Raw genomic sequence first — 17737 nt, forward strand, 5'->3', positions numbered from 1 at the left:
GAGAATTCTTTTTATGTGCGACGAATTGGTAAGAGCCATTACCGCTGACGGCCTGGTCAAGGCCGTGGCGATCACCGGCCGGGACCTGGTAGAGCGGGCCCGACAAATCCACACCCTCCTTCCTGTTGCCACAGCCGCCCTGGGCCGCTCTCTGCTGGGAGCCTCCATGCTGGGCGACATGCTGAAAGAGGATGGCGCCTCCCTCACCCTGCAGATCAAGGGCGGAGGCCCTCTGGGCACCGTGCTTGCTGTATCGGACAACCAGGGCAACGTGCGTGGCTATGTTCAGAATCCCCACGTGGAGCTCATGGAGATCGAGCCGGGTAAGCTGGATGTCGGCCGGGCCGTGGGTACGGCGGGCACCCTCACTGTGATCAAAGACCTGAATATGAAAGAGCCCTACGTGGGCACCATCGGCCTGTTCTCCGGCGAGATCGCCGACGACCTGGCCATGTACTTTGTAGAGAGCGAGCAGATCCCCACCGCCTGCGCCCTGGGCGTGCTGGTGGGCACCGACCAGTCGGTGACCAGCGCGGGCGGCTATCTCATCCAGCTGCTGCCCGGTGCCGGAGAGGACATCATCTCCAAGATCGAGGCCGGCGTGCGCCGGGTTGGGTCTGTGAGCCGCGCCCTGGAGGGTGGTCTGGACGCCCGTGGCCTTCTGGAGGCGGTATTGTCCGACTTTGAGCTGGAGATCCTGGAGACCCATCCGGTGGAATACCGCTGCTACTGTAATCGGGACCGGGTGACCCGAGCGCTCATCAGCATGGGCCGGGAGGAACTGGAGTCTCTGATCCAGGAGCAGGGACAGGCGGAACTCACCTGCCAGTTCTGCGACCGGGTCTACCCCTTCACCAAAGAGGAGCTGGAGGCCCTGTTGGCCAAGATGTAAACGAACAAAGGGAGCGGAGAAATTCTCCGCTCCCTTCGTTTTGGGTAAAAAAAAGGCTGCTGTCCAAACAGCAGTCTTTTTTTCGCAAATTACTGAGCCTCCACCTTGCCGAAAGAACGGCCATTGTAGGTCAGGCAATTTTTGCACATCCGGTGAGGCAGCCGATAGGCACCGCACTTGGGGCAGGTCACGATACCGGGAGTCTCCAGCTTCCAGTGGGAGCTGCGCCGCTTATCGCGCCGGGCCTTGGACACTTTTCTCTTAGGAACCGCCATTGGTGACACCTCCTTCGGTTTGCGTGCCATAAAGCACTTTTGGACTACTCAGCTTTCTTTATCCAACAGCTGCGCAAGCGCCGCCAATCGTGGATCCACTTCAGGTCTGCACCCGCAGGGGCCGAGGTTCAGATCGGCTCCACACTTGGCGCACAGCCCTTTGCAGTCTTCTGAGCAAAGGTTCTTTGTATCCATCGCAAGGACAAAGGCCGTGGTGACCAGCTCGTCCAGATCCAGTTCATTGCCGTCCAGAAGAAAAATTTCATCTTCACTGTCCTCCTGCTCCAGCTCATCAGCCAGAAGCATGTCCAGCGCGACTACCTTCTCCCGGGAAAATTCCTTCCCACAACGGTCACAAACCAAATCCAGCTCCGAGCGGGCCGTTCCGTTCAGGACCAGAGCGCCCGCGTGGTTGACCACGCTCCCCTGGGCCAAAACAGGCCGCACGATGGGCTTACGCCCATAAAACTCCAGGTCGGACAAATCCACCTGGCATTGGAAGGATTTTTCCGCGTCCGGAACCAGAATCACATCTCTTAAATCCAGCCGCATGCGGTTCCCTCCTTCGGGGCAAGACCCCATACTCGCGTAATGGTACGGAGAGTATTATAATGAACTCCAAGCAAAATGTCAAACCTTTTTTTGCAGTTGACAAATATATTTTTTTATGATGCAATCTAATCAGAATATAACACATGTAACAAAGGACGGCAACGGTATGAAAGAATTCACCATTGCAAAAAATGACGCAGGGCAGCGGCTGGACCGCTGGCTGGCTAAGACCCTTCCCCTGCTCCCCGCCCCTCTGGCGCAAAAGTATATTCGCCTGAAGCGGGTCAAGGTCAACGGCAAGGGTTCCAAGCGGGATGTACGCCTGCAGGTGGGAGACGTGTTACAGCTCTATATCAACGATGAGTTCTTCGACCGCCCCACCCCAGAAAACGCCTTTCTCTCCCTGTATCAGCCCAAGCTGAATATTTTATATGAGGATGAGCACATCCTTCTCTTGGACAAGCGGCCCGGTCTGGTGGTCCACCCTGACGAGACGGAACGGGTCAACACGTTGCTCACCCACATCCAGGCCTACCTCTACCAGAAGAAGGAGTGGTCCCCCTATAAGGAAAACTCCTTCGCCCCCGCTCTGTGCAACCGCATCGACCGCAACACCGGCGGCATCGTCATCGCCGCCAAGACTGCCGAGGCCCTGCGGGTGATGAATCAAAAGATCAAGGACCGGGAGCTGAGCAAGTTCTACCTGTGTGCCGTCCTGGGCCGTATGGAGCCCCGGGAGGGCAAGCTGGAGGGATTCATCTGGAAGGACGAGGTGAAAAAGCAGGTCTACGTCCGCAGCCGTCCCCAGCCCGGAGCCAAAACCGCCATTACCTTATATAAGACTCTGGCGGTACAGAACGGACTGTCCCTGGTGGAGTGCGACTTGATCACCGGGCGCACCCATCAGATCCGCGCCCAGTTTGCCGCCGCCGGCCACCCCCTGCTGGGCGACGGTAAGTACGGCAGCGAGCGGGAAAACCGGAAATACGGCCGCCACGGCCAGGCTCTGTACTCCTACCGCCTGGAGTTCCGCTTTACCACCGACGCCGGACCGCTGGAGCACCTCAACGGCCGCAGTTTCCAGGTGGAGGATGTGGATTTCTTGGCGGACTACTTCCCCGGCTTTCACCTCTCCGGTCAGGAGGCGTAACGCTTCTCCAATCTGCGTCCGTCCCCATTTTTTACGGAATTTTCTCCTATTTTTTCTTCTTTTTTGCCTCAGGTCCCCGATTCTCCTTAATTCGCGTTTTTTCTCCTTCAAACAGCGGTTTTCCTGCTGTTTTTGGCCCCTAAAATTCCCCGATGTTTTCGACAAAATCCATTGACATTTTTATAGGAAACAGATATAGTGTATCTCGCTATCCGTGACTACCCAGGGGGCTTTGCGCCCTTTTGGGGTGATATAACAAGGGAGCTGACATTTTTATTATAAAACAGAAATGGGGGAGGATATATGTCTAAGGAGTTGATCCGCCTGTCAAACTGCACCATGGCCTTTGACGGCGACGTGGTCCTTGACAACATCAACCTTTATATCAACGATCAGGAATTCCTCACGCTGCTGGGTCCCAGTGGGTGCGGCAAGACAACCACGCTTCGTATCATCGGTGGTTTTCAGACGCCTACCCAGGGGGACGTATTTTTTGACGGCGTGAGGATTAATGATGTTCCGCCTCATAAACGGGCGATCAATACGGTTTTCCAGCGCTACGCCCTGTTCCCCCATTTAAATGTATTTGAAAATATCGCCTTTGGTCTGCGCATCCCCAAGGTGGACCCGGAGACCAAGCGCAAGGTCAAACTGCCTGAGCAGGAGATCCATGACCGTGTCATGGAGATGCTCCACGTGGTCAACCTCAACGGATTTGAGAAGCGCTCTGTATCCTCTCTGTCCGGCGGACAGCAGCAGCGCGTGGCCATCGCCCGCGCTCTGGTCAACCGGCCCAAGGTCCTGCTGCTGGACGAGCCTCTGGGGGCCCTGGACCTGCGCCTGCGCAAGGACATGCAGAATGAGCTCAAGCGCATCCAGCAGGCCATGGGCATCACCTTTATCTATGTCACCCACGATCAGGAAGAGGCCCTGTCCATGTCGGACACCGTGGTGGTCATGGACGCGGGCAAGATCCAGCAGATCGGCACTCCCGAGGATATTTACAACGAGCCGAAGAACGCCTTCGTGGCCGACTTCATCGGCGAGTCCAACATCATTGACGGCATCATGCGCGCCGACGGCGTGGTGGAGATCTTCAACCGCCGCTTCCAGTGCCTGGACAAGGGCTTTGAGAAGGACGAGCCGGTGGACGTGGTCATCCGCCCCGAGGATGTGGACATTGTAGACGAGGCGGCGGGCCAGCTCAAGGGCACCGTCACCAACGTTACCTTCAAGGGAATGCACTACGATATCATCGTAGACTTCTATGGCTTTAAGTGGCTCATTCAGACCACCGACTTCTGCCCTGAGGGCTCCCACATCGGCATCAAGATCGATCCCGACGGCTTCCACGTGATGAAAAAGAGCCACTATTCCGGCATGTTTGGCGACTACTCCTCTTACAGTGAGGAGTATGACGAGATCGGCGACGCCACCTACGATCCGGACCAGGAGGAAGACCCTCGGGAGGACCCGGATGAAGAAGAATAAGCTGGCTCTGTTCTCCATCCCCTATGTAATTTGGATGGCTCTGTTTGTGGTGGCCCCCATCATCATGGTGGTCATCTACGCCTTTACCGCCGCGCCCCCGGACGGCGGCTTTACTCTGGCTAACTTCTCCCGCATGGGCGACTACGCTGTGGTGTTTGCCCGCTCCTTCCAGCTGGCCATCATCGCAACCTTGATCTGTGTGCTCATCGGCTATCCGGTGGCCTACTTTATGGCCAAGGAGGGTCCCGGCTTCCAGCGCACCGCCATGATGATCATCATGCTGCCCATGTGGATGAATTTCCTTCTGCGCACCTACTCCTGGCTGGCCATTTTGGAGAAGAACGGTTTTCTCAACCAGTTTTTCTCCGCCATCGGGCTATTCAATCTCATCAACAACATCTTCGGCACCGATATCACCTACTTTAAGATGATCGGCACCTCGGGCGCTGTGGTGCTGGGCATGGTATATAACTACCTGCCCTTTATGATCCTGCCCATCTACTCTGTCATCATCAAGCTGGACCACTCCCTGCTGGAGGCCGCCCGGGATCTGGGCGCCAGTTCCACCGTGGTGTTCCGCCGGGTCATCTTCCCCCTGTCTCTGCCCGGCATTTTGTCCGGTGTGACTATGGTCTTTGTCCCGTCGGTTTCTACCTTTGCCATCTCCCGTTTGATGGGAGGCGGCACGCAGATGATGCTGGGCGATCTCATTGAGCTGCAATTCCTGGGCGGTGCGTATAATCCCTATCTGGGCAGCGCCATCGCTCTGGTGATGATGGTCATCGTCATCATCTGCATGTATGTGATGAACCGCTTCGGCGAGGGAGAAGAGGAGGCGATGCTGCTGTGAACAAGAAAAATTCCTTCGGCAGCCGCCTGTTCATGGGACTGGTGTTTCTGTTTCTGTACGCCCCCATCCTGCTGCTGATCATCTTCTCCTTTAATGCGGGCAACAGCAGCGCGGTATGGAAGGGCTTCTCCCTGAAATGGTACGTGGAGCTCTTCCAGGATCGGCTGATCATGCAGAGCGTCTACACCACCCTGCTGGTTTCTGTGCTGGCCACTCTCATTGCTACTGTGGCAGGCACCTTCGCTGCCATCGGCTTTTACAATATGAAGCGCCGCTGGCGCAATCCTCTGCTCACCATCAACAACATCCCCATGATGAATGCGGATATTGTCACCGGTGTGAGCCTGTGTCTGCTCTTTGTGGCAGCCTTTGGGGCCTGGAACGGCTTTGTGACCTGGATGGAGGAGACCTACCGGCTCACCGCTCCCCGGCTCTACCAGGGCTTTGCTACCCTGCTTATCGCCCACATCACCTTCAACATCCCCTATGTGATCCTGTCGGTCAGTCCCAAGCTGCGCCAGATGGACAAGAATCTCATCGACGCGGCGCAGGACCTGGGCTGCACCTGGATGCAGGCGTTCTGGAAGGTGGCTCTGCCTGAGATCAAGCCGGGTATCGTCTCCGGTATGCTCATCGCCTTTACCATGAGCATCGACGACTTTGTCATCTCCTACTTTACCGCCGGTGCTACCACTTCCACCCTGGCCATGGCTATTTACAGCATGACCAAAAAGCGGGTCAGCCCGGAGATCAACGCCATCTCTACCCTGCTGTTCGGCGCGGTACTTCTGCTGCTGGTCATTGTCAACGTGCTGGAGGCCCGGCAGGAAAAACAGCAGGCCAAAAAACTTTCCTGATCTCCCGGCCCTGAGCCTTGAGATAATTCTGATTTGAAATTGGAGGAATGGTCTATGAAACGAATGACCGCCTTTGCCCTTGCCGCTTCTCTGGTGCTGGGTCTGGCCGGCTGTGCCATGGATGATCCCGCTTCCAGCGGAAGCCAGGGCGGCAACGGCTCCACCGGCAAGCGTGAGGTCAACGTGTGCAGCTGGGGCGAGTATATTGACACCGATCTGATCACTGAGTTTGAGAAAGCTACCGGCATCAAGGTTAACTACACCACTGCCGAGAGCAACGAGGCCCTGTATGCCAAGCTGGCCGGCGCCAACTACGACGTGATCGTCCCCTCGGACTACATGATCTCTCAGCTCATTGAAGAGGGCAAGCTGGCCGAGCTCAACTATGACAACATCCCCAACTTCTCCAAGATCGACGACCGGTTCAAGAATCTGTCCTACGATCCCGAGAACAAGTACACCGTCCCCTACACCTGGGGCACCGTGGGTATCATCTACAACTCCACCATGGTGGACGAGCCCATCACCAGCTGGGACGCCATGTTCGACACCAAGTACGCCGGCAATGTGCTGATGTTCAACAACTCCCGTGACGCTCTGGGCATCGCCCTGATGGATCTGGGCTACTCGGTCAACACCAACAGCAAAGAGGAGCTCCAGCAGGCCTATGATCTGCTGGCTGAGGCCAAGGCCAACGGCGTGTATCAGGGCTTCGTCATGGACGAGGTGTTCCAGAAGATGGAGCAGGGCAACGCCGCTATCTGCGCTTACTATGCCGGTGACTACCTCACCATGCTGGAGAACAATCCCGACCTGAAGTTCGTTGTTCCCGAGGAGGGCTCCAACTGGTTCGTGGATGCCATGTGCGTGCTGAAGGACGCTCAGCACAAGGAGGAAGCGGAGGAGTGGATCAACTTCATGTGCTCCACTGAGGCTTCTCTGCGGAACATGGACTACATCTGGTACGCCTCTCCCAATGCTGAGGCTCTGGAGCAGTATCCCGAGTACTATGAGGAGACCTACGGCGAGCCCCTGGACATGGAGCTCTATGCCATCATGGCCGCTCCTCAGACTGTTCTGAACAACTGCGAAGCCTATCTGGTTCGTCCTCTGGAAACCCGTACTCTGTACAACGACCTTTGGACCAGCCTGGGCATCCAGTCCTGACCGATCCGTCCGCGCTCTCATTGTTGAGAGCGCGGACTTTTTTCCTGTTTACACTTTATTCACTCTTTTGTCTTAATTTCGTGATGATTTTCCTCAGCAGTGTGGTATCCTATGGATGGATCAAGGATCCAGATGTTTTCCCCTTCTTGACTGGCGGCAGGTTTCCCTCCATTCCTGCCGCAGGAGCTGAGGTCCCGCACACCTCTCCTCCACCAGGCTCCGGCTGCGCCGGATCAACCTGATACTTTGGCGCTGTGCGCCTCACTGTCACCCGGACCGGGCATCGGTCTGCTCCGGGTGACAGACCAAATGTTCTCCGGTCTGGTTCGCCAGGCCGGTTTTTTGATGCCTTATCGTGGGATACAAAGAATAAAACCGCAGGCTTTCGGCGCTGATACACCGAAAGCCCGCGGCATTTTTATTGGATTCTGGAATAAGTCACGTAGTGATAGGAGATCCCATCCTGCTCCAGGCTCTCGCTCTCCTCGCTTACCTCCCACTCGCCCGACTGGTCCAAATTGGGGAAGTAGGTATCGGCAGGAAAGCCGGCATGGATTTTTGTGATATAAGCGGTATCACAGTAGGGAAGCAGCTGCTCATAGACTGAAGCACCGCCAATCACAAAGGCGTCTCCGTCCGCCTGCTTTACCAGTTCCTCCACAGAGGAAAACACTTCGGCTCCCTCCGCCTGGAATTGAGGATTCCGGGACAAAATCAAATTGCGGCGGTTCTTCAACGGCCGCCCTCCGGGAAAGGTTGCCAGAGTCTTGCGGCCCAGAATCACAGTATGGCCGCTGGTAAGCGTCCGAAACCGCTTCAAATCCTCCTTCAAGTAGACCAGCTGATCCCCATCCTTTCCGATGGCCCAGTTCTGGTCCACTGCGACGATCAAATTCATTTCGTCCCCCTCCTTATACTGCCACCGGGATCTTCTCCTCCAGGGGATGGGCCTGATAGCCCTCCAGGCGGAAGCTGTCCTTGGTGAAGGCGTAGAAGTCTGTGACAGACTTGTCCATGACGAACTTAGGCGCATCATAGGGCTGACGCGCGATGATCTCTTCTACAATGGGCACGTGGCGGTCATAGATGTGGGCATCGGCAATGACATGGACCAGCTCTCCCGCCTCCAGGCCGGACACCTGGGCAAACATGTGCAGCAGCACCGCGTACTGCATCACGTTCCAGCCGTTGGCGGTAAGCATATCCTGAGAGCGCTGGTTCAGGATACCGTTGAGGGTATTTCCGCTGACATTAAAGGTCATAGAATAGGCGCAAGGATAGAGCGCCATCTCGCTGAGATCATGGTGGTTATACAGGTTGGTGAGGATGCGGCGGGAGCCGGGATCGTGCTTGAGGTCCCAGAGCACCTTATCCACCTGGTCCATATCCCCCTGGGGATAGTGGTGCTTCACGCCCAACTGGTAACCGTAGGCCTTGCCGATGGTGCCGTTCTCATCGGCCCAGGCATCCCAGATGTGGCTGCTGAGCTGATGGACGTCGTTGGACTTCTTCTGCCAGATCCACAACAGCTCGTCCACTGCGGACTTTAAAAACTGCTTGCGCACCGTGATGATGGGAAACTCTTTGCGCAAGTCGTAGCGGTTGACTACCCCGAAAAGCTTGATGGTGTGGGCAGGGGTACCGTCCTCCCAGCGAGGACGGACGGGGCGATCGGTATCCCACACGCCCTTACTTAAAATATCCTGACAAGTTTGAATAAATATCTGGTCGGCGTAGCTCATGGCTCTTTCTCCTTTTGTACTTGGGGATAATGGAAACCTTTTAACCGTATTTTTCCTTCAAAAGGCCAAATTTTTTCATTATATTTTAACACAGGGGACGGCGGGATACAAGCCCGCCGTCCCCTGCCGGATCAGATTCCTTTATATTTCCTTCGTGTGGCCATTCCGCCCCGAATATGTCTCTGCGCCTTGTTTTCATCCAAAATTCCCTTTACCTGAAGATAGAGAGGTCGATTAAAGGCCGGCAGACGTTCTGACAGATCCTTATGTACGGTGGATTTGCTGATGCCAAATTTCCGGGCGGCAGAGCGGACGGTTGCTCCATTTTCGATGATGTACGCCGCCAATTTACAGGCGCGTTCCTCGATATTTCCTTTCAAATCCTTACACTCCCTCTCCCGTTTTGCCACAAGATATATATGTGGCCGGAGAGAGTACCATGCCTGTACGCGCTGGAAATCCCCCGGATTTTCCCTCTTCTTTTCGATTTGAATATCTATCCCAAGGGCGGCATATGCTATTGCGGGTGATTCAAATATGAAACAGCATACATGGAAAATATACGCCGCCTGGATTCTGTTTACCGAAGCGGTGGGCGGCCTGTCCGGCTGGCTGACCCGAGACGGAGCCAAAGCTTACAGTGAAAGCATTATCCAGCCCCCGCTTTCCCCTCCCGCCCTTGTATTTCCCATCGTCTGGGGAATTCTGTTCGCTCTGATGGGCATCGGAGCAGCTCGGATCTATCTGGCTTCTCCCTCTCGTGAGCGCACCAGCAGCTTGCGCATATTTCTGCTCCAGTTAGCCTTCAATTTCTTTTGGAGCATTCTGTTTTTTAACTTTCAAGCCTTCGGCGCTGCACTGGTCTGGCTGGTGATTTTATGGGGACTGATTTTATGGATGATCGTCTCCTTTCGCAAGGTGGACCCTTTGGCTGCCTGGCTTCAGGTCCCCTATCTGCTCTGGGTCACCTTTGCGGCCTATTTGAATTAGGGTGTATGGATTTTAAACTAAAAAGGAGGCCCGGCAGGTAACGCCTGCCGGGCTTCTTCCCTTTTGCTTAGTTATTCTCTCCGAAAAACAGAGCCATATCTTCTTCCACGGTACCAATGCCGGCGATACCGAAATTCTCCACCAGCACCTTGGCCACATTGGGGCTGAGGAAGGCGGGCAGAGTGGGACCCAGGTGGACATTCTTCACTCCCAGATACAGCAGGGCCAGCAGTACGATGACCGCCTTCTGCTCATACCAGGCAATGTTGTAGATAATGGGCAGCTGGTTGATGTCCTCCAGTCCGAAGACCTCCTTGAGCTTCAGGGCAATGACCGCCAGAGAGTAGGAGTCATTGCACTGGCCCGCATCCAGCACCCGGGGAATGCCGCCGATGTCCCCCAGATCCAACTTGTTGTACTTATACTTGGCACAGCCGGCGGTAAGAATGACTGCGTCCTGAGGCAGAGCCTTGGCAAACTCGGTGTAGTACTCCCGGCTCTTGGCGCGGCCGTCACAGCCCGCCATGACCACAAACTTCTTGATGGCTCCGGACCGCACCGCCTCTACGATCTTGTCCGCCAAAGCCAGCACCTGGGCGTGGGCGAAACCGCCTACGATCTCGCCCCGCTCGATCTCCTGGGGCGGCTCGCACTTCTTGGCATGCTCAATAAGAGCAGAAAAATCCTTTTTCTCTCCAATGCCGCCGGGAATATGCTTACAGCCGGGGTAACCCGCCGCGCCGGTGGTGTACAGCCGGTCCTTGTAGCTGTCCTTGGGAGGCACGATGCAGTTGGTAGTCATGAGAATGGGGCCGTGGAAGGTCTCAAACTCCTCCTTCTGCTTCCACCAGGCGTTGCCGTAGTTGCCCACAAAGTTGGGGTACTTCTGGAAGGCGGGATAGTAGTGGGCGGGGAGCATCTCACTGTGGGTATATACGTCCACCCCGGTGCCCTGGGTCTGCTCCAGCAGCATCTCCAAGTCCCGCAAATCGTGACCGGAAACCAAGATGCCGGGGTTCTTGCCCACACCGATGGATACTTTGGTGATCTGGGGGTTTCCGTAGGCCTGGGTGTTTGCCTTGTCCAGCAGCGCCATTCCCTGCACGCCGTACTTGCCGGTCTCCATAGTCAGGGCAACCAGATCGTCTGCGGACAGGCTGTCATCCAGAGTGGCCACCAAGGCTCGCTGGAGAAAAGCATCCACCTCGCCGTCGTCCTGAAGCAGGGCATTGGCGTGCTTGGAGTAGGCGGACAGGCCCTTCAAGCCGTAGGTGATGAGTTCCCGCAGGGAGCGGATGTCCTCATTCTCTGTGGATAGCACACCTACCTGAGCGGCCTTCGCTTCCCAGCTGCCGGTTCCGTCCCACAAAGCGGCCAGAGGCAGCTGCTCCTTGTGCTCCACCTGGGCCAGCAGCTTTTCCTTCACCGCCAGGGTGTCCCGGATGCGAGCCTCAATGGCCTCTTTATCAAAGTTGGCATTTGTGATGGTCGTGAACAGGTTCAGGGTGATGAGATGGTTGATCTCCCCCTCCACCGCCTCCCCCTGGGCACGAAGAGCCGTGGTCACGGCAGACAGGCCTTTCGTTACATAGACCAGCAGATCCTGCATCGCAGCTACATCCGGCTGCTTGCCGCACACGCCTACACGAGTACAGCCGGTGCATCCGGCAGTCTCCTGGCACTGATAACAAAACATCTTGGGCTGCATAAATAGGTCCTCCTAATTTTGTCCTGCGCGGCAGTTTCGCCGCGGAATGGGCTTGACTTTCGAAACATACTATACTAAATTGTTTCTAACAATTCCGTTGTTATACCAACAAAAGGAGGGTCCGCATGAATTTCCATTTTCTCACTCAAACCCCGCTGTTCCGGGGAACCACCGCTCAGGAACTGGAGGATATGCTGGCCTGTCTGGGAACGGACGTGCGCAGCTATGAGAAAGGACAAATGATTTACCGGGCCGGGGAAGTGATTTCCTCCCTTGGGGTCATGCTGTCCGGCAGCGCACTCATTGAAAATGATGACATATGGGGCAACACCACGGTACTGGACTGCGTGGGTCCAGGACAGATTTTTGCAGAGACCTACGCCTGTACGCCCGATGAGCCGCTGATGGTCAACGTGGTAGCCGCCGAAGCGGCCCAAATCCTGTTTCTCAACGTGAGCCGGGTCCTGCAGGTATGCCCCAATGGCTGCGGCCACCATAACACTTTGATCCGCAACCTGCTTGCCCTCTCCGCCCAGAAAAATCTGAACCTGTCCCGAAAGATTTTCCACACCTCCCCCAAAACTATTCGGGGCCGCCTGCTCTCTTATCTGTCCTATCAGTCCATGCGCAGCGGCAGTTCTTCCTTTACCATTCCCTTTAACCGTCAGCAGTTGGCCGACTATCTGAATGTAGATCGCAGTGCCCTGTCCAATGAGCTGAGCAAGATGCAGCGGGATGGGCTCATTCAGGTCGAACGAAACCGTTTTGTCCTACTGGGGGTCTGACTGCAAAAACAGGACATCCTCTCGGATGTCCTGTTTTTCATACGTTCTATTTCCAATACCGCTCTCGGCGGAAAAACAAAAAGGACATCCGAATGGATGTCCTTTTTGTGGTGCGCGAGGCGGGAGTCGAACCCGCACGCCCTTGCGAGCACTGGCACCTGAAGCCAGCGAGTCTACCAATTCCACCACTCGCGCGTGGTTTGGAATGCACTGTTTGCTCAGTGCATGAGATATACTACCACATCCTCCCTCCCGTGTCAACGCTTTTCTTTCTTCATCGACCATTTTTTCTTTTCCTGACGCTGTGCCACCGGGAGCAGCATCGTTTTGTACGATTCCGTTTCCCCATATATTATATTCTAATTTCTACTAAATCGGCTTTTTTCACCCTTTCTTCTCCCATTTTCGCAAGGAGCAGTCAAAAAAAGTTTTCCAAAAAACTCCTGTTTGTTAAAATTCCACATTGACTTTCCGGCTGATCCCGGTTACAATACGCTCAAATATTTTAATTAAATAATTTTAACTAAAATATTTTAAACTAAATTTTTGAACAATCGAGAGGAGAATTTCCCATGTTTGAGAAAGTCCGTGACATTATTGTTGATACTCTGAGCTGCGAGATGGACGAGGTCACCATGGAGGCCAGCCTGTCTGATGATCTGGGCGCCGATTCCCTGGACGCCGTGGAGCTGAACATCGCTCTGGAGGAACAGCTGGGTCTGTCCATCGCTGACGAGGATCGCCCCAACATGAAGACCGTTGGTGACATCGTGCGTTACCTGGAGGCCCTGGAGGGCACCAAGGACAACCGCATCTAATTCTTAAGAGGTGAACTTCCATGGAACTGGAATCCATTTACGCGCTGATGGAGCGCTTTGAGCGCTCCTCCATCTCCGGCCTGGAGCTGGAGCAAAACGGCACCCGGCTGAAGCTGGAGAAGGCCGTGGCTGTGGCTACCGCCCCGGTTGCGGCCGCTGCTCCTGTGGCTGCCCCTGTGGCCGGTCAGCCTGCCCAGGCAGAAGAGGGCGAATACATCAAGGCGCCCCTGGTGGGCACCTTCTATACCGCTGCCGGTCCCGACGCCGCCCCCTTTGTTCAGGTGGGCGACAAGGTGCAGAAGGGCCAGACGGTGTGCATCCTGGAGGCCATGAAGGCCATGAGCGAGATTCCCGCTCCCATGGACTGCGTCATCGAGGAGGTCCTGCTGGACAATGGAAGTCTGGCCGCCTTTGACGCCCCCCTGTTCCGCGTGCGGAGGGTATAAGATGTTTCAGCGTGTTTTGATCGCCAACCGCGGCGAGATCGCGGTACGTATCATGCGCGCCTGCCGGGAGCTGGGCGTGGAGACGGTGTCGGTCTATTCTCAGGCCGACGCCGACGCCCTCCACGTCCAGCTGGCTTCCCAGGCGGTGTGCATCGGTCCGGCCAAAGCGTCGGACAGCTATCTGAATGTGGACGCTCTGCTGACCGTAGCGAAGGAGACCGGCTGTGACGCCGTACATCCCGGCTACGGTTTTCTCTCAGAAAACGCAGATTTTTCTGACCGCTGCACCCAGATGGGTCTTGCCTTCATCGGTCCCTCCGGTGATGTGATCCGGATGATGGGCAATAAGTCTGCGGCCCGTGAGCTGATGCAGAAGCACAACGTCCCGGTGGTCCCCGGCTCCGACGGAGCGGTGGAGACCGCCCAGCAGGCCCAGGAGATTGCCGAAAAAATCGGCTACCCTGTGCTGGTCAAGGCCAGCGCCGGCGGCGGCGGCCGTGGTATGCGCCGGGTGGACCGCCCCGAGGACCTGGAGGCTAAGTTCCAGAAGGCCCGGGCGGAAGCTCTGGCCTGCTTCGGAGACGGACAGCTCTATCTGGAGAAGCTGATTCTCAACCCCAAGCACATTGAGTTTCAGATCCTGGCCGACCGCCATGGCAATGTGATCCATCTTGGCGAGCGTGACTGCTCCATCCAGCGCAAGAATCAAAAGCTGGTGGAGGAATCCCCCTCTAAGATTCTCACCCCCGCACTCCGGGAGGCCATGGGCCAGGCCGCGGTCACCGCTGCCCGGGCTGCCGGCTATGAAAACGCCGGCACCATCGAGTTTTTGGTGGATCAGGAGGGGCACTTCTACTTTATCGAAATGAACACCCGAATTCAGGTGGAGCACCCGGTCACCGAGATGGTCACCGGCATCGACCTGGTGCGGGAGCAGCTGCGCATTGCCGCTGGACTGCCTCTGTCGGTCAAGCAGGAGGACGTTGTCCTCCGGGGCCACGCCATGGAGTGCCGCATCAACGCCGAGAACCCCACTCAGGACTTCCGCCCCGCGCCGGGCACCACCCGTTTCGTCCACTTCCCCGGCGGCCCCGGGGTTCGTGTGGACTCTATGCTGTATAACGGCTATGAGGTATCTCCCTACTATGACTCTCTGGTAGCCAAGGTCATTGTCCACGCCCCCACCCGTCTGGAGGCCATCCGGCGCATGCGCCGCTGCCTGGAAGAGATGATCATTGAGGGATACCCCACCACCGCCGATTTCTGTCACCTGATCCTGCATCACCCCGACTTTGTAAAGGGCCAGTATGATACAGGATTCTTGGCCGCCCATCAGGACGAGCTGCTGGGCTGGGATAAGGAGGACTAAATGCAACCACTGTTTCGTTCCCGCCGGGACCGGCTGGACCGACTGCGCCGTCAGCGGGAGCAGGCCGTGGAGGCCGCTGCCAAGCGCTCAGACGTGCCCGCCGGCGGCTCCCAGACCTGTCCGGGCTGCGGCCGGGAGTGCCAAAACCAGGAGCTGGTGAAGACGGAGTATGTCTGCCCCCACTGCGGGTATCACCTGCCTATCGGGGCCTACCTGCGTCTCTCTCTGCTGCTGGATCCCTTCACCTTCCAGGAGCTGTGGCCCGAGCTCACCGCACCCAACGCCCTGGAGTTCCCCGGCTATGAAGGCAAGCTCACCGCCCAGCGGGAAAAGACCGCTCTGAGCGATGCGGCGGTGGCCGCTGTTGGAAAGCTGGACGGCCGCCAGGCGGTGTTCGCCGTTCTGGACAGCCGCTTCTTCATGGGCAGCATGGGCGTGGCCGTGGGCGAGAAAATCACCCGGGCCGTGGAATATGCCCAGAAGCACAAGCTGCCTCTCATCATCTTTTCCGCCAGCGGCGGCGCCCGGATGCAGGAGGGAATCCTCTCCCTTATGCAGATGGCCAAGACCAGCGCTGCCATTGAGCGCTTCTCTCAGGCCGGTGGACTGTACATCTCAGTGTTCACCCACCCCACCACCGGCGGCGTCACTGCCAGCTTTGCCTCTCTGGGCGATATCACTCTGGCTGAGCCTGGGGCACTCATCGGCTTTGCCGGTCCCCGGGTTATCCAGCAGACCATCGGCCAGGAGCTGCCCGAGGGCTTCCAGCGGGCCGAGTATCTGGAGGAGCACGGCTTTGTGGACCAAATCGTCCCCCGCCGTGAGATGCGCCAGACCCTCTCCCAGCTGCTGGCCCTGCATCGAAAGGGGGTTCTCCACCGATGAGCAACTTAACTGCCGCCCAGCGGGTAAAGATCGCCCGTATGCCGGGCCGCCCCGGCACCATGGACTTCGTCCACAACCTGTTTACCGACGTCTTTGTCTGCCAGGGAGACCGGCTGTGCCGGGAGGACCCCAGCATCTTTGGGGCCATCGCCCGCTTTCACGGAAAACCGGTCACCGTCATCGGCCACCGGAAGGGACGCAACTTTGAGGAAAACATGAAATGCAACTTCGGCATGCCCTCCCCCGAGGGTTACCGCAAGGCCCAGCGGCTGATGCGCCAGGCCGAGAAATTCGGCCGCCCCATCATCACCTTCGTAGACACCCCGGGCGCTTACCCCGGTCTGGAGGCGGAGGAGCGGGGCCAGGGCGAGGCCATCGCCTCCTCTCTGGCTCTCATGAGCTCCCTCACCGTCCCGGTGGTCACCGTGGTCATCGGCGAGGGAGGCAGCGGCGGCGCCCTGGCGCTGGCCGTGGGCAACCGGATCGTTATGCTGGAGAACGCCATCTACTCGGTACTCTCCCCGGAGGGCTTCGCCTCCATTCTGTGGAAGGACGCCTCCCGGGCCGATGAGGCCGCAGGCGTGATGAAGCTCACCGCCGACGATCTGCTGCATCTGGGCGTGGTGGACCAGGTGATTTCTGAGCCCGAGGGCGGGGCTCATGTGGATCCCCGTCCGGTGTACACCGCCGTGGATAAGGCTATTTCCCGCCACCTCAGCCAGCTGAGCCGGGAGAAGGACCTGGCCGCCCACCGCTATCAAAAGTTCCGCGCCATGGGCGCGGTCCGGGAGGAGAAAGAAACATGAACGGACTGCACATCCTTGGCACTGGCCGGGCGGTTCCGGACCAAATCATAACCAATGACGACCTGGCCCGCCGGGTAGACACCAACGACGAGTGGATCGTGGCCCGCACCGGCATCCGGGAACGGCGTTTTGCCCGGGAGGGAGAGTCCCTCACCCAGTTTACCGTAGCCGCCGCCCGGCAGGCTCTGGAGCGGGCGGGACTGAAACCGGAGGACATCGGCCTGTGCATCACCGCCACGGTGACCTCCGATCGACTCTTTCCCTCCCAGGCCTGTCTCATCCACCAGGAGCTGGGCCTTCCCGAGGACTGCCCCGCCTTTGATTTGAGCGCGGGCTGCACTGGTTTTCTCTACGCCATGGAGACGGCGGCGGCCATGCTGCCCCGTATGAACCGCCCCTACGCCCTGCTGGTAGGCGGCGAGCTGCTCTCCCGCATCGTGGATATGGACGACCGCTCCGCCTGCATTCTCTTTGGTGACGGCGCGGGCGCAGCGGTGGTGGAGAGCACGGAAGCCGGATGGTACAGCGTGCTGGGCACCCGGGGCGACCGGGATGTCCTCTGGGCGTGGGGCCCCGGTCCGGAACGTCCCTGCCTTCACATGGACGGTCAGGGTGTCTTCCAGTTTGCTCTGAAAACCGTCCCTCAAGTGGCCAAGCAGCTGCTTGAAAAGGCTGGGATGGACAAGGAGCAGGTGGACTGGTACGTACCCCATCAGGCCAACCACCGCATTGTAGAATCGGTGGCCAAGCGGCTGAAGATGCCGCTGAACCGCTTTTATGAAAATATGGACCGTTACGGCAACACGTCCGCCGGCAGCATCCCCATCGCTCTTGACGAGATGGCCGAGCAGGGCCTTCTGAAAAAGGGGCAGTGGGTCATGTGTCTGGGCTTCGGCGCGGGCCTCACCTGGGGCGGCGCTTTGTTCCAGTGGTAAGCGGACGGATTGGAGGTTA

The 17737-nt window shown here is 57.4% G+C and carries 20 protein-coding genes and 1 tRNA gene; 14 read left to right on the forward strand and 7 right to left on the reverse strand.

Annotation, left to right across the window (positions count from 1 at the left end; translation table 11 throughout):
• Positions 1 to 13: 13 nt before the first annotated feature.
• Positions 14 to 892 (forward strand): Hsp33 family molecular chaperone HslO, encoded by an 879-nt coding sequence (gene hslO / locus ACEVJL_RS13315; protein WP_302668330.1) that lies wholly within the window; start codon positions 14 to 16, stop codon positions 890 to 892.
• An 89-nt stretch (positions 893 to 981) separates the two neighbouring features.
• Here the strand turns inward: hslO and rpmF are convergent, their stop codons facing one another.
• Together rpmF and ACEVJL_RS13325 are read right to left on the reverse strand one after the other, a co-directional pair.
• Positions 982 to 1167, reverse strand: a complete 186-nt coding sequence (rpmF, locus tag ACEVJL_RS13320) for a 50S ribosomal protein L32 (RefSeq protein WP_008980006.1) — start codon at positions 1165 to 1167, stop codon at positions 982 to 984.
• Positions 1168 to 1215: 48 nt separating this feature from the next.
• Positions 1216 to 1719, reverse strand: coding sequence for a YceD family protein (locus tag ACEVJL_RS13325; protein WP_008980005.1), 504 nt, complete (start codon positions 1717 to 1719; stop codon positions 1216 to 1218).
• Positions 1720 to 1885: 166 nt separating this feature from the next.
• Between ACEVJL_RS13325 and ACEVJL_RS13330 the strand changes: the two genes are divergently transcribed.
• From ACEVJL_RS13330 to ACEVJL_RS13350, 5 genes are all read left to right on the forward strand, one after another.
• The gene (locus ACEVJL_RS13330; RefSeq protein WP_008980004.1) at positions 1886 to 2869 is read left to right on the forward strand and encodes an RluA family pseudouridine synthase; all 984 of its coding nucleotides are present in this window, start codon (positions 1886 to 1888) and stop codon (positions 2867 to 2869) included.
• Positions 2870 to 3172: 303 nt separating this feature from the next.
• Positions 3173 to 4360 carry an ABC transporter ATP-binding protein gene (locus tag ACEVJL_RS13335; RefSeq protein WP_008980003.1) on the forward strand — a complete coding sequence of 396 codons (1188 nt, stop codon included), beginning with the start codon at positions 3173 to 3175 and terminating at the stop codon, positions 4358 to 4360.
• Entirely contained in the window at positions 4347 to 5210 is an 864-nt protein-coding gene (locus ACEVJL_RS13340) for an ABC transporter permease (RefSeq protein ID WP_008980002.1), read from the forward strand. The genes ACEVJL_RS13335 and ACEVJL_RS13340 overlap by 14 nt, the downstream gene beginning before the upstream one ends.
• 32 nt (positions 5211 to 5242) lie before the next feature.
• Positions 5243 to 6067: an ABC transporter permease gene (locus ACEVJL_RS13345; protein WP_151076622.1), complete on the forward strand. Its 825-nt coding sequence runs from the start codon at positions 5243 to 5245 to the stop codon at positions 6065 to 6067.
• A 54-nt stretch (positions 6068 to 6121) separates the two neighbouring features.
• A complete protein-coding gene (locus ACEVJL_RS13350) occupies positions 6122 to 7234 on the forward strand; it encodes an ABC transporter substrate-binding protein (protein WP_374738133.1) in 1113 nt (370 codons plus the stop codon).
• A gap of 418 nt (positions 7235 to 7652) precedes the next feature.
• Here ACEVJL_RS13350 and ACEVJL_RS13355 read toward each other — a convergent pair whose 3' ends face one another.
• The 3 genes from ACEVJL_RS13355 to spoIIID form a co-directional block, all read right to left on the reverse strand.
• A complete protein-coding gene (locus ACEVJL_RS13355) occupies positions 7653 to 8132 on the reverse strand; it encodes a dihydrofolate reductase (protein ID WP_151075472.1) in 480 nt (159 codons plus the stop codon).
• 13 nt (positions 8133 to 8145) lie between these two features.
• On the reverse strand, positions 8146 to 8976 hold the full coding sequence (gene thyA, locus ACEVJL_RS13360) for a thymidylate synthase (protein ID WP_325207779.1): 831 nt from the start codon (positions 8974 to 8976) through the stop codon (positions 8146 to 8148).
• Positions 8977 to 9107: 131 nt separating this feature from the next.
• Positions 9108 to 9356: a sporulation transcriptional regulator SpoIIID gene (gene spoIIID / locus ACEVJL_RS13365; RefSeq protein ID WP_020989476.1), complete on the reverse strand. Its 249-nt coding sequence runs from the start codon at positions 9354 to 9356 to the stop codon at positions 9108 to 9110.
• Positions 9357 to 9513: 157 nt separating this feature from the next.
• Here spoIIID and ACEVJL_RS13370 point away from each other — a divergent pair, with 157 nt between their 5' ends.
• Positions 9514 to 9966 carry a TspO/MBR family protein gene (locus ACEVJL_RS13370; RefSeq protein ID WP_374738134.1) on the forward strand — a complete coding sequence of 151 codons (453 nt, stop codon included), beginning with the start codon at positions 9514 to 9516 and terminating at the stop codon, positions 9964 to 9966.
• Between the two features lie 67 nt (positions 9967 to 10033).
• Here ACEVJL_RS13370 and hcp read toward each other — a convergent pair whose 3' ends face one another.
• Entirely contained in the window at positions 10034 to 11674 is a 1641-nt protein-coding gene (gene hcp / locus ACEVJL_RS13375; RefSeq protein WP_325207781.1) for a hydroxylamine reductase, read from the reverse strand.
• A gap of 125 nt (positions 11675 to 11799) precedes the next feature.
• Between hcp and ACEVJL_RS13380 the strand changes: the two genes are divergently transcribed.
• Complete coding sequence (locus ACEVJL_RS13380; RefSeq protein WP_235398450.1) at positions 11800 to 12459, forward strand: Crp/Fnr family transcriptional regulator; 660 nt, start codon at positions 11800 to 11802, stop codon at positions 12457 to 12459.
• A 108-nt stretch (positions 12460 to 12567) separates the two neighbouring features.
• Here ACEVJL_RS13380 and ACEVJL_RS13385 read toward each other — a convergent pair.
• A tRNA-Leu gene (locus ACEVJL_RS13385) sits at positions 12568 to 12654 on the reverse strand.
• Positions 12655 to 13031: 377 nt separating this feature from the next.
• Between ACEVJL_RS13385 and acpP the strand changes: the two genes are divergently transcribed.
• From acpP to ACEVJL_RS13415, 6 genes are read left to right on the forward strand one after another with little or no spacing between them, the layout of a single operon-like run.
• Complete coding sequence (gene acpP, locus ACEVJL_RS13390; RefSeq protein WP_008979945.1) at positions 13032 to 13277, forward strand: acyl carrier protein; 246 nt, start codon at positions 13032 to 13034, stop codon at positions 13275 to 13277.
• A 20-nt stretch (positions 13278 to 13297) separates the two neighbouring features.
• Positions 13298 to 13723 carry an acetyl-CoA carboxylase biotin carboxyl carrier protein gene (gene accB, locus ACEVJL_RS13395; protein WP_374738135.1) on the forward strand — a complete coding sequence of 142 codons (426 nt, stop codon included), beginning with the start codon at positions 13298 to 13300 and terminating at the stop codon, positions 13721 to 13723.
• 1 nt (position 13724) lies between these two features.
• Positions 13725 to 15092: an acetyl-CoA carboxylase biotin carboxylase subunit gene (gene accC, locus ACEVJL_RS13400; RefSeq protein ID WP_325207782.1), complete on the forward strand. Its 1368-nt coding sequence runs from the start codon at positions 13725 to 13727 to the stop codon at positions 15090 to 15092.
• On the forward strand, positions 15093 to 15977 hold the full coding sequence (accD, locus tag ACEVJL_RS13405) for an acetyl-CoA carboxylase, carboxyltransferase subunit beta (RefSeq protein WP_374738136.1): 885 nt from the start codon (positions 15093 to 15095) through the stop codon (positions 15975 to 15977).
• The gene (locus tag ACEVJL_RS13410) at positions 15974 to 16783 is read left to right on the forward strand and encodes an acetyl-CoA carboxylase carboxyltransferase subunit alpha (RefSeq protein ID WP_374738137.1); all 810 of its coding nucleotides are present in this window, start codon (positions 15974 to 15976) and stop codon (positions 16781 to 16783) included. The genes accD and ACEVJL_RS13410 overlap by 4 nt, the downstream gene beginning before the upstream one ends.
• Positions 16780 to 17718 carry a beta-ketoacyl-ACP synthase III gene (locus ACEVJL_RS13415; protein WP_374738138.1) on the forward strand — a complete coding sequence of 313 codons (939 nt, stop codon included), beginning with the start codon at positions 16780 to 16782 and terminating at the stop codon, positions 17716 to 17718. Before ACEVJL_RS13410 ends, ACEVJL_RS13415 begins: the two co-directional genes overlap by 4 nt.
• The last annotated feature ends 19 nt before the right edge of the window (positions 17719 to 17737 follow it).

It is taken from the genome of Flintibacter porci (genome assembly GCF_041925195.1).
Classification (GTDB): Bacteria; Bacillota; Clostridia; order Oscillospirales; family Oscillospiraceae; genus Lawsonibacter; species Lawsonibacter porci.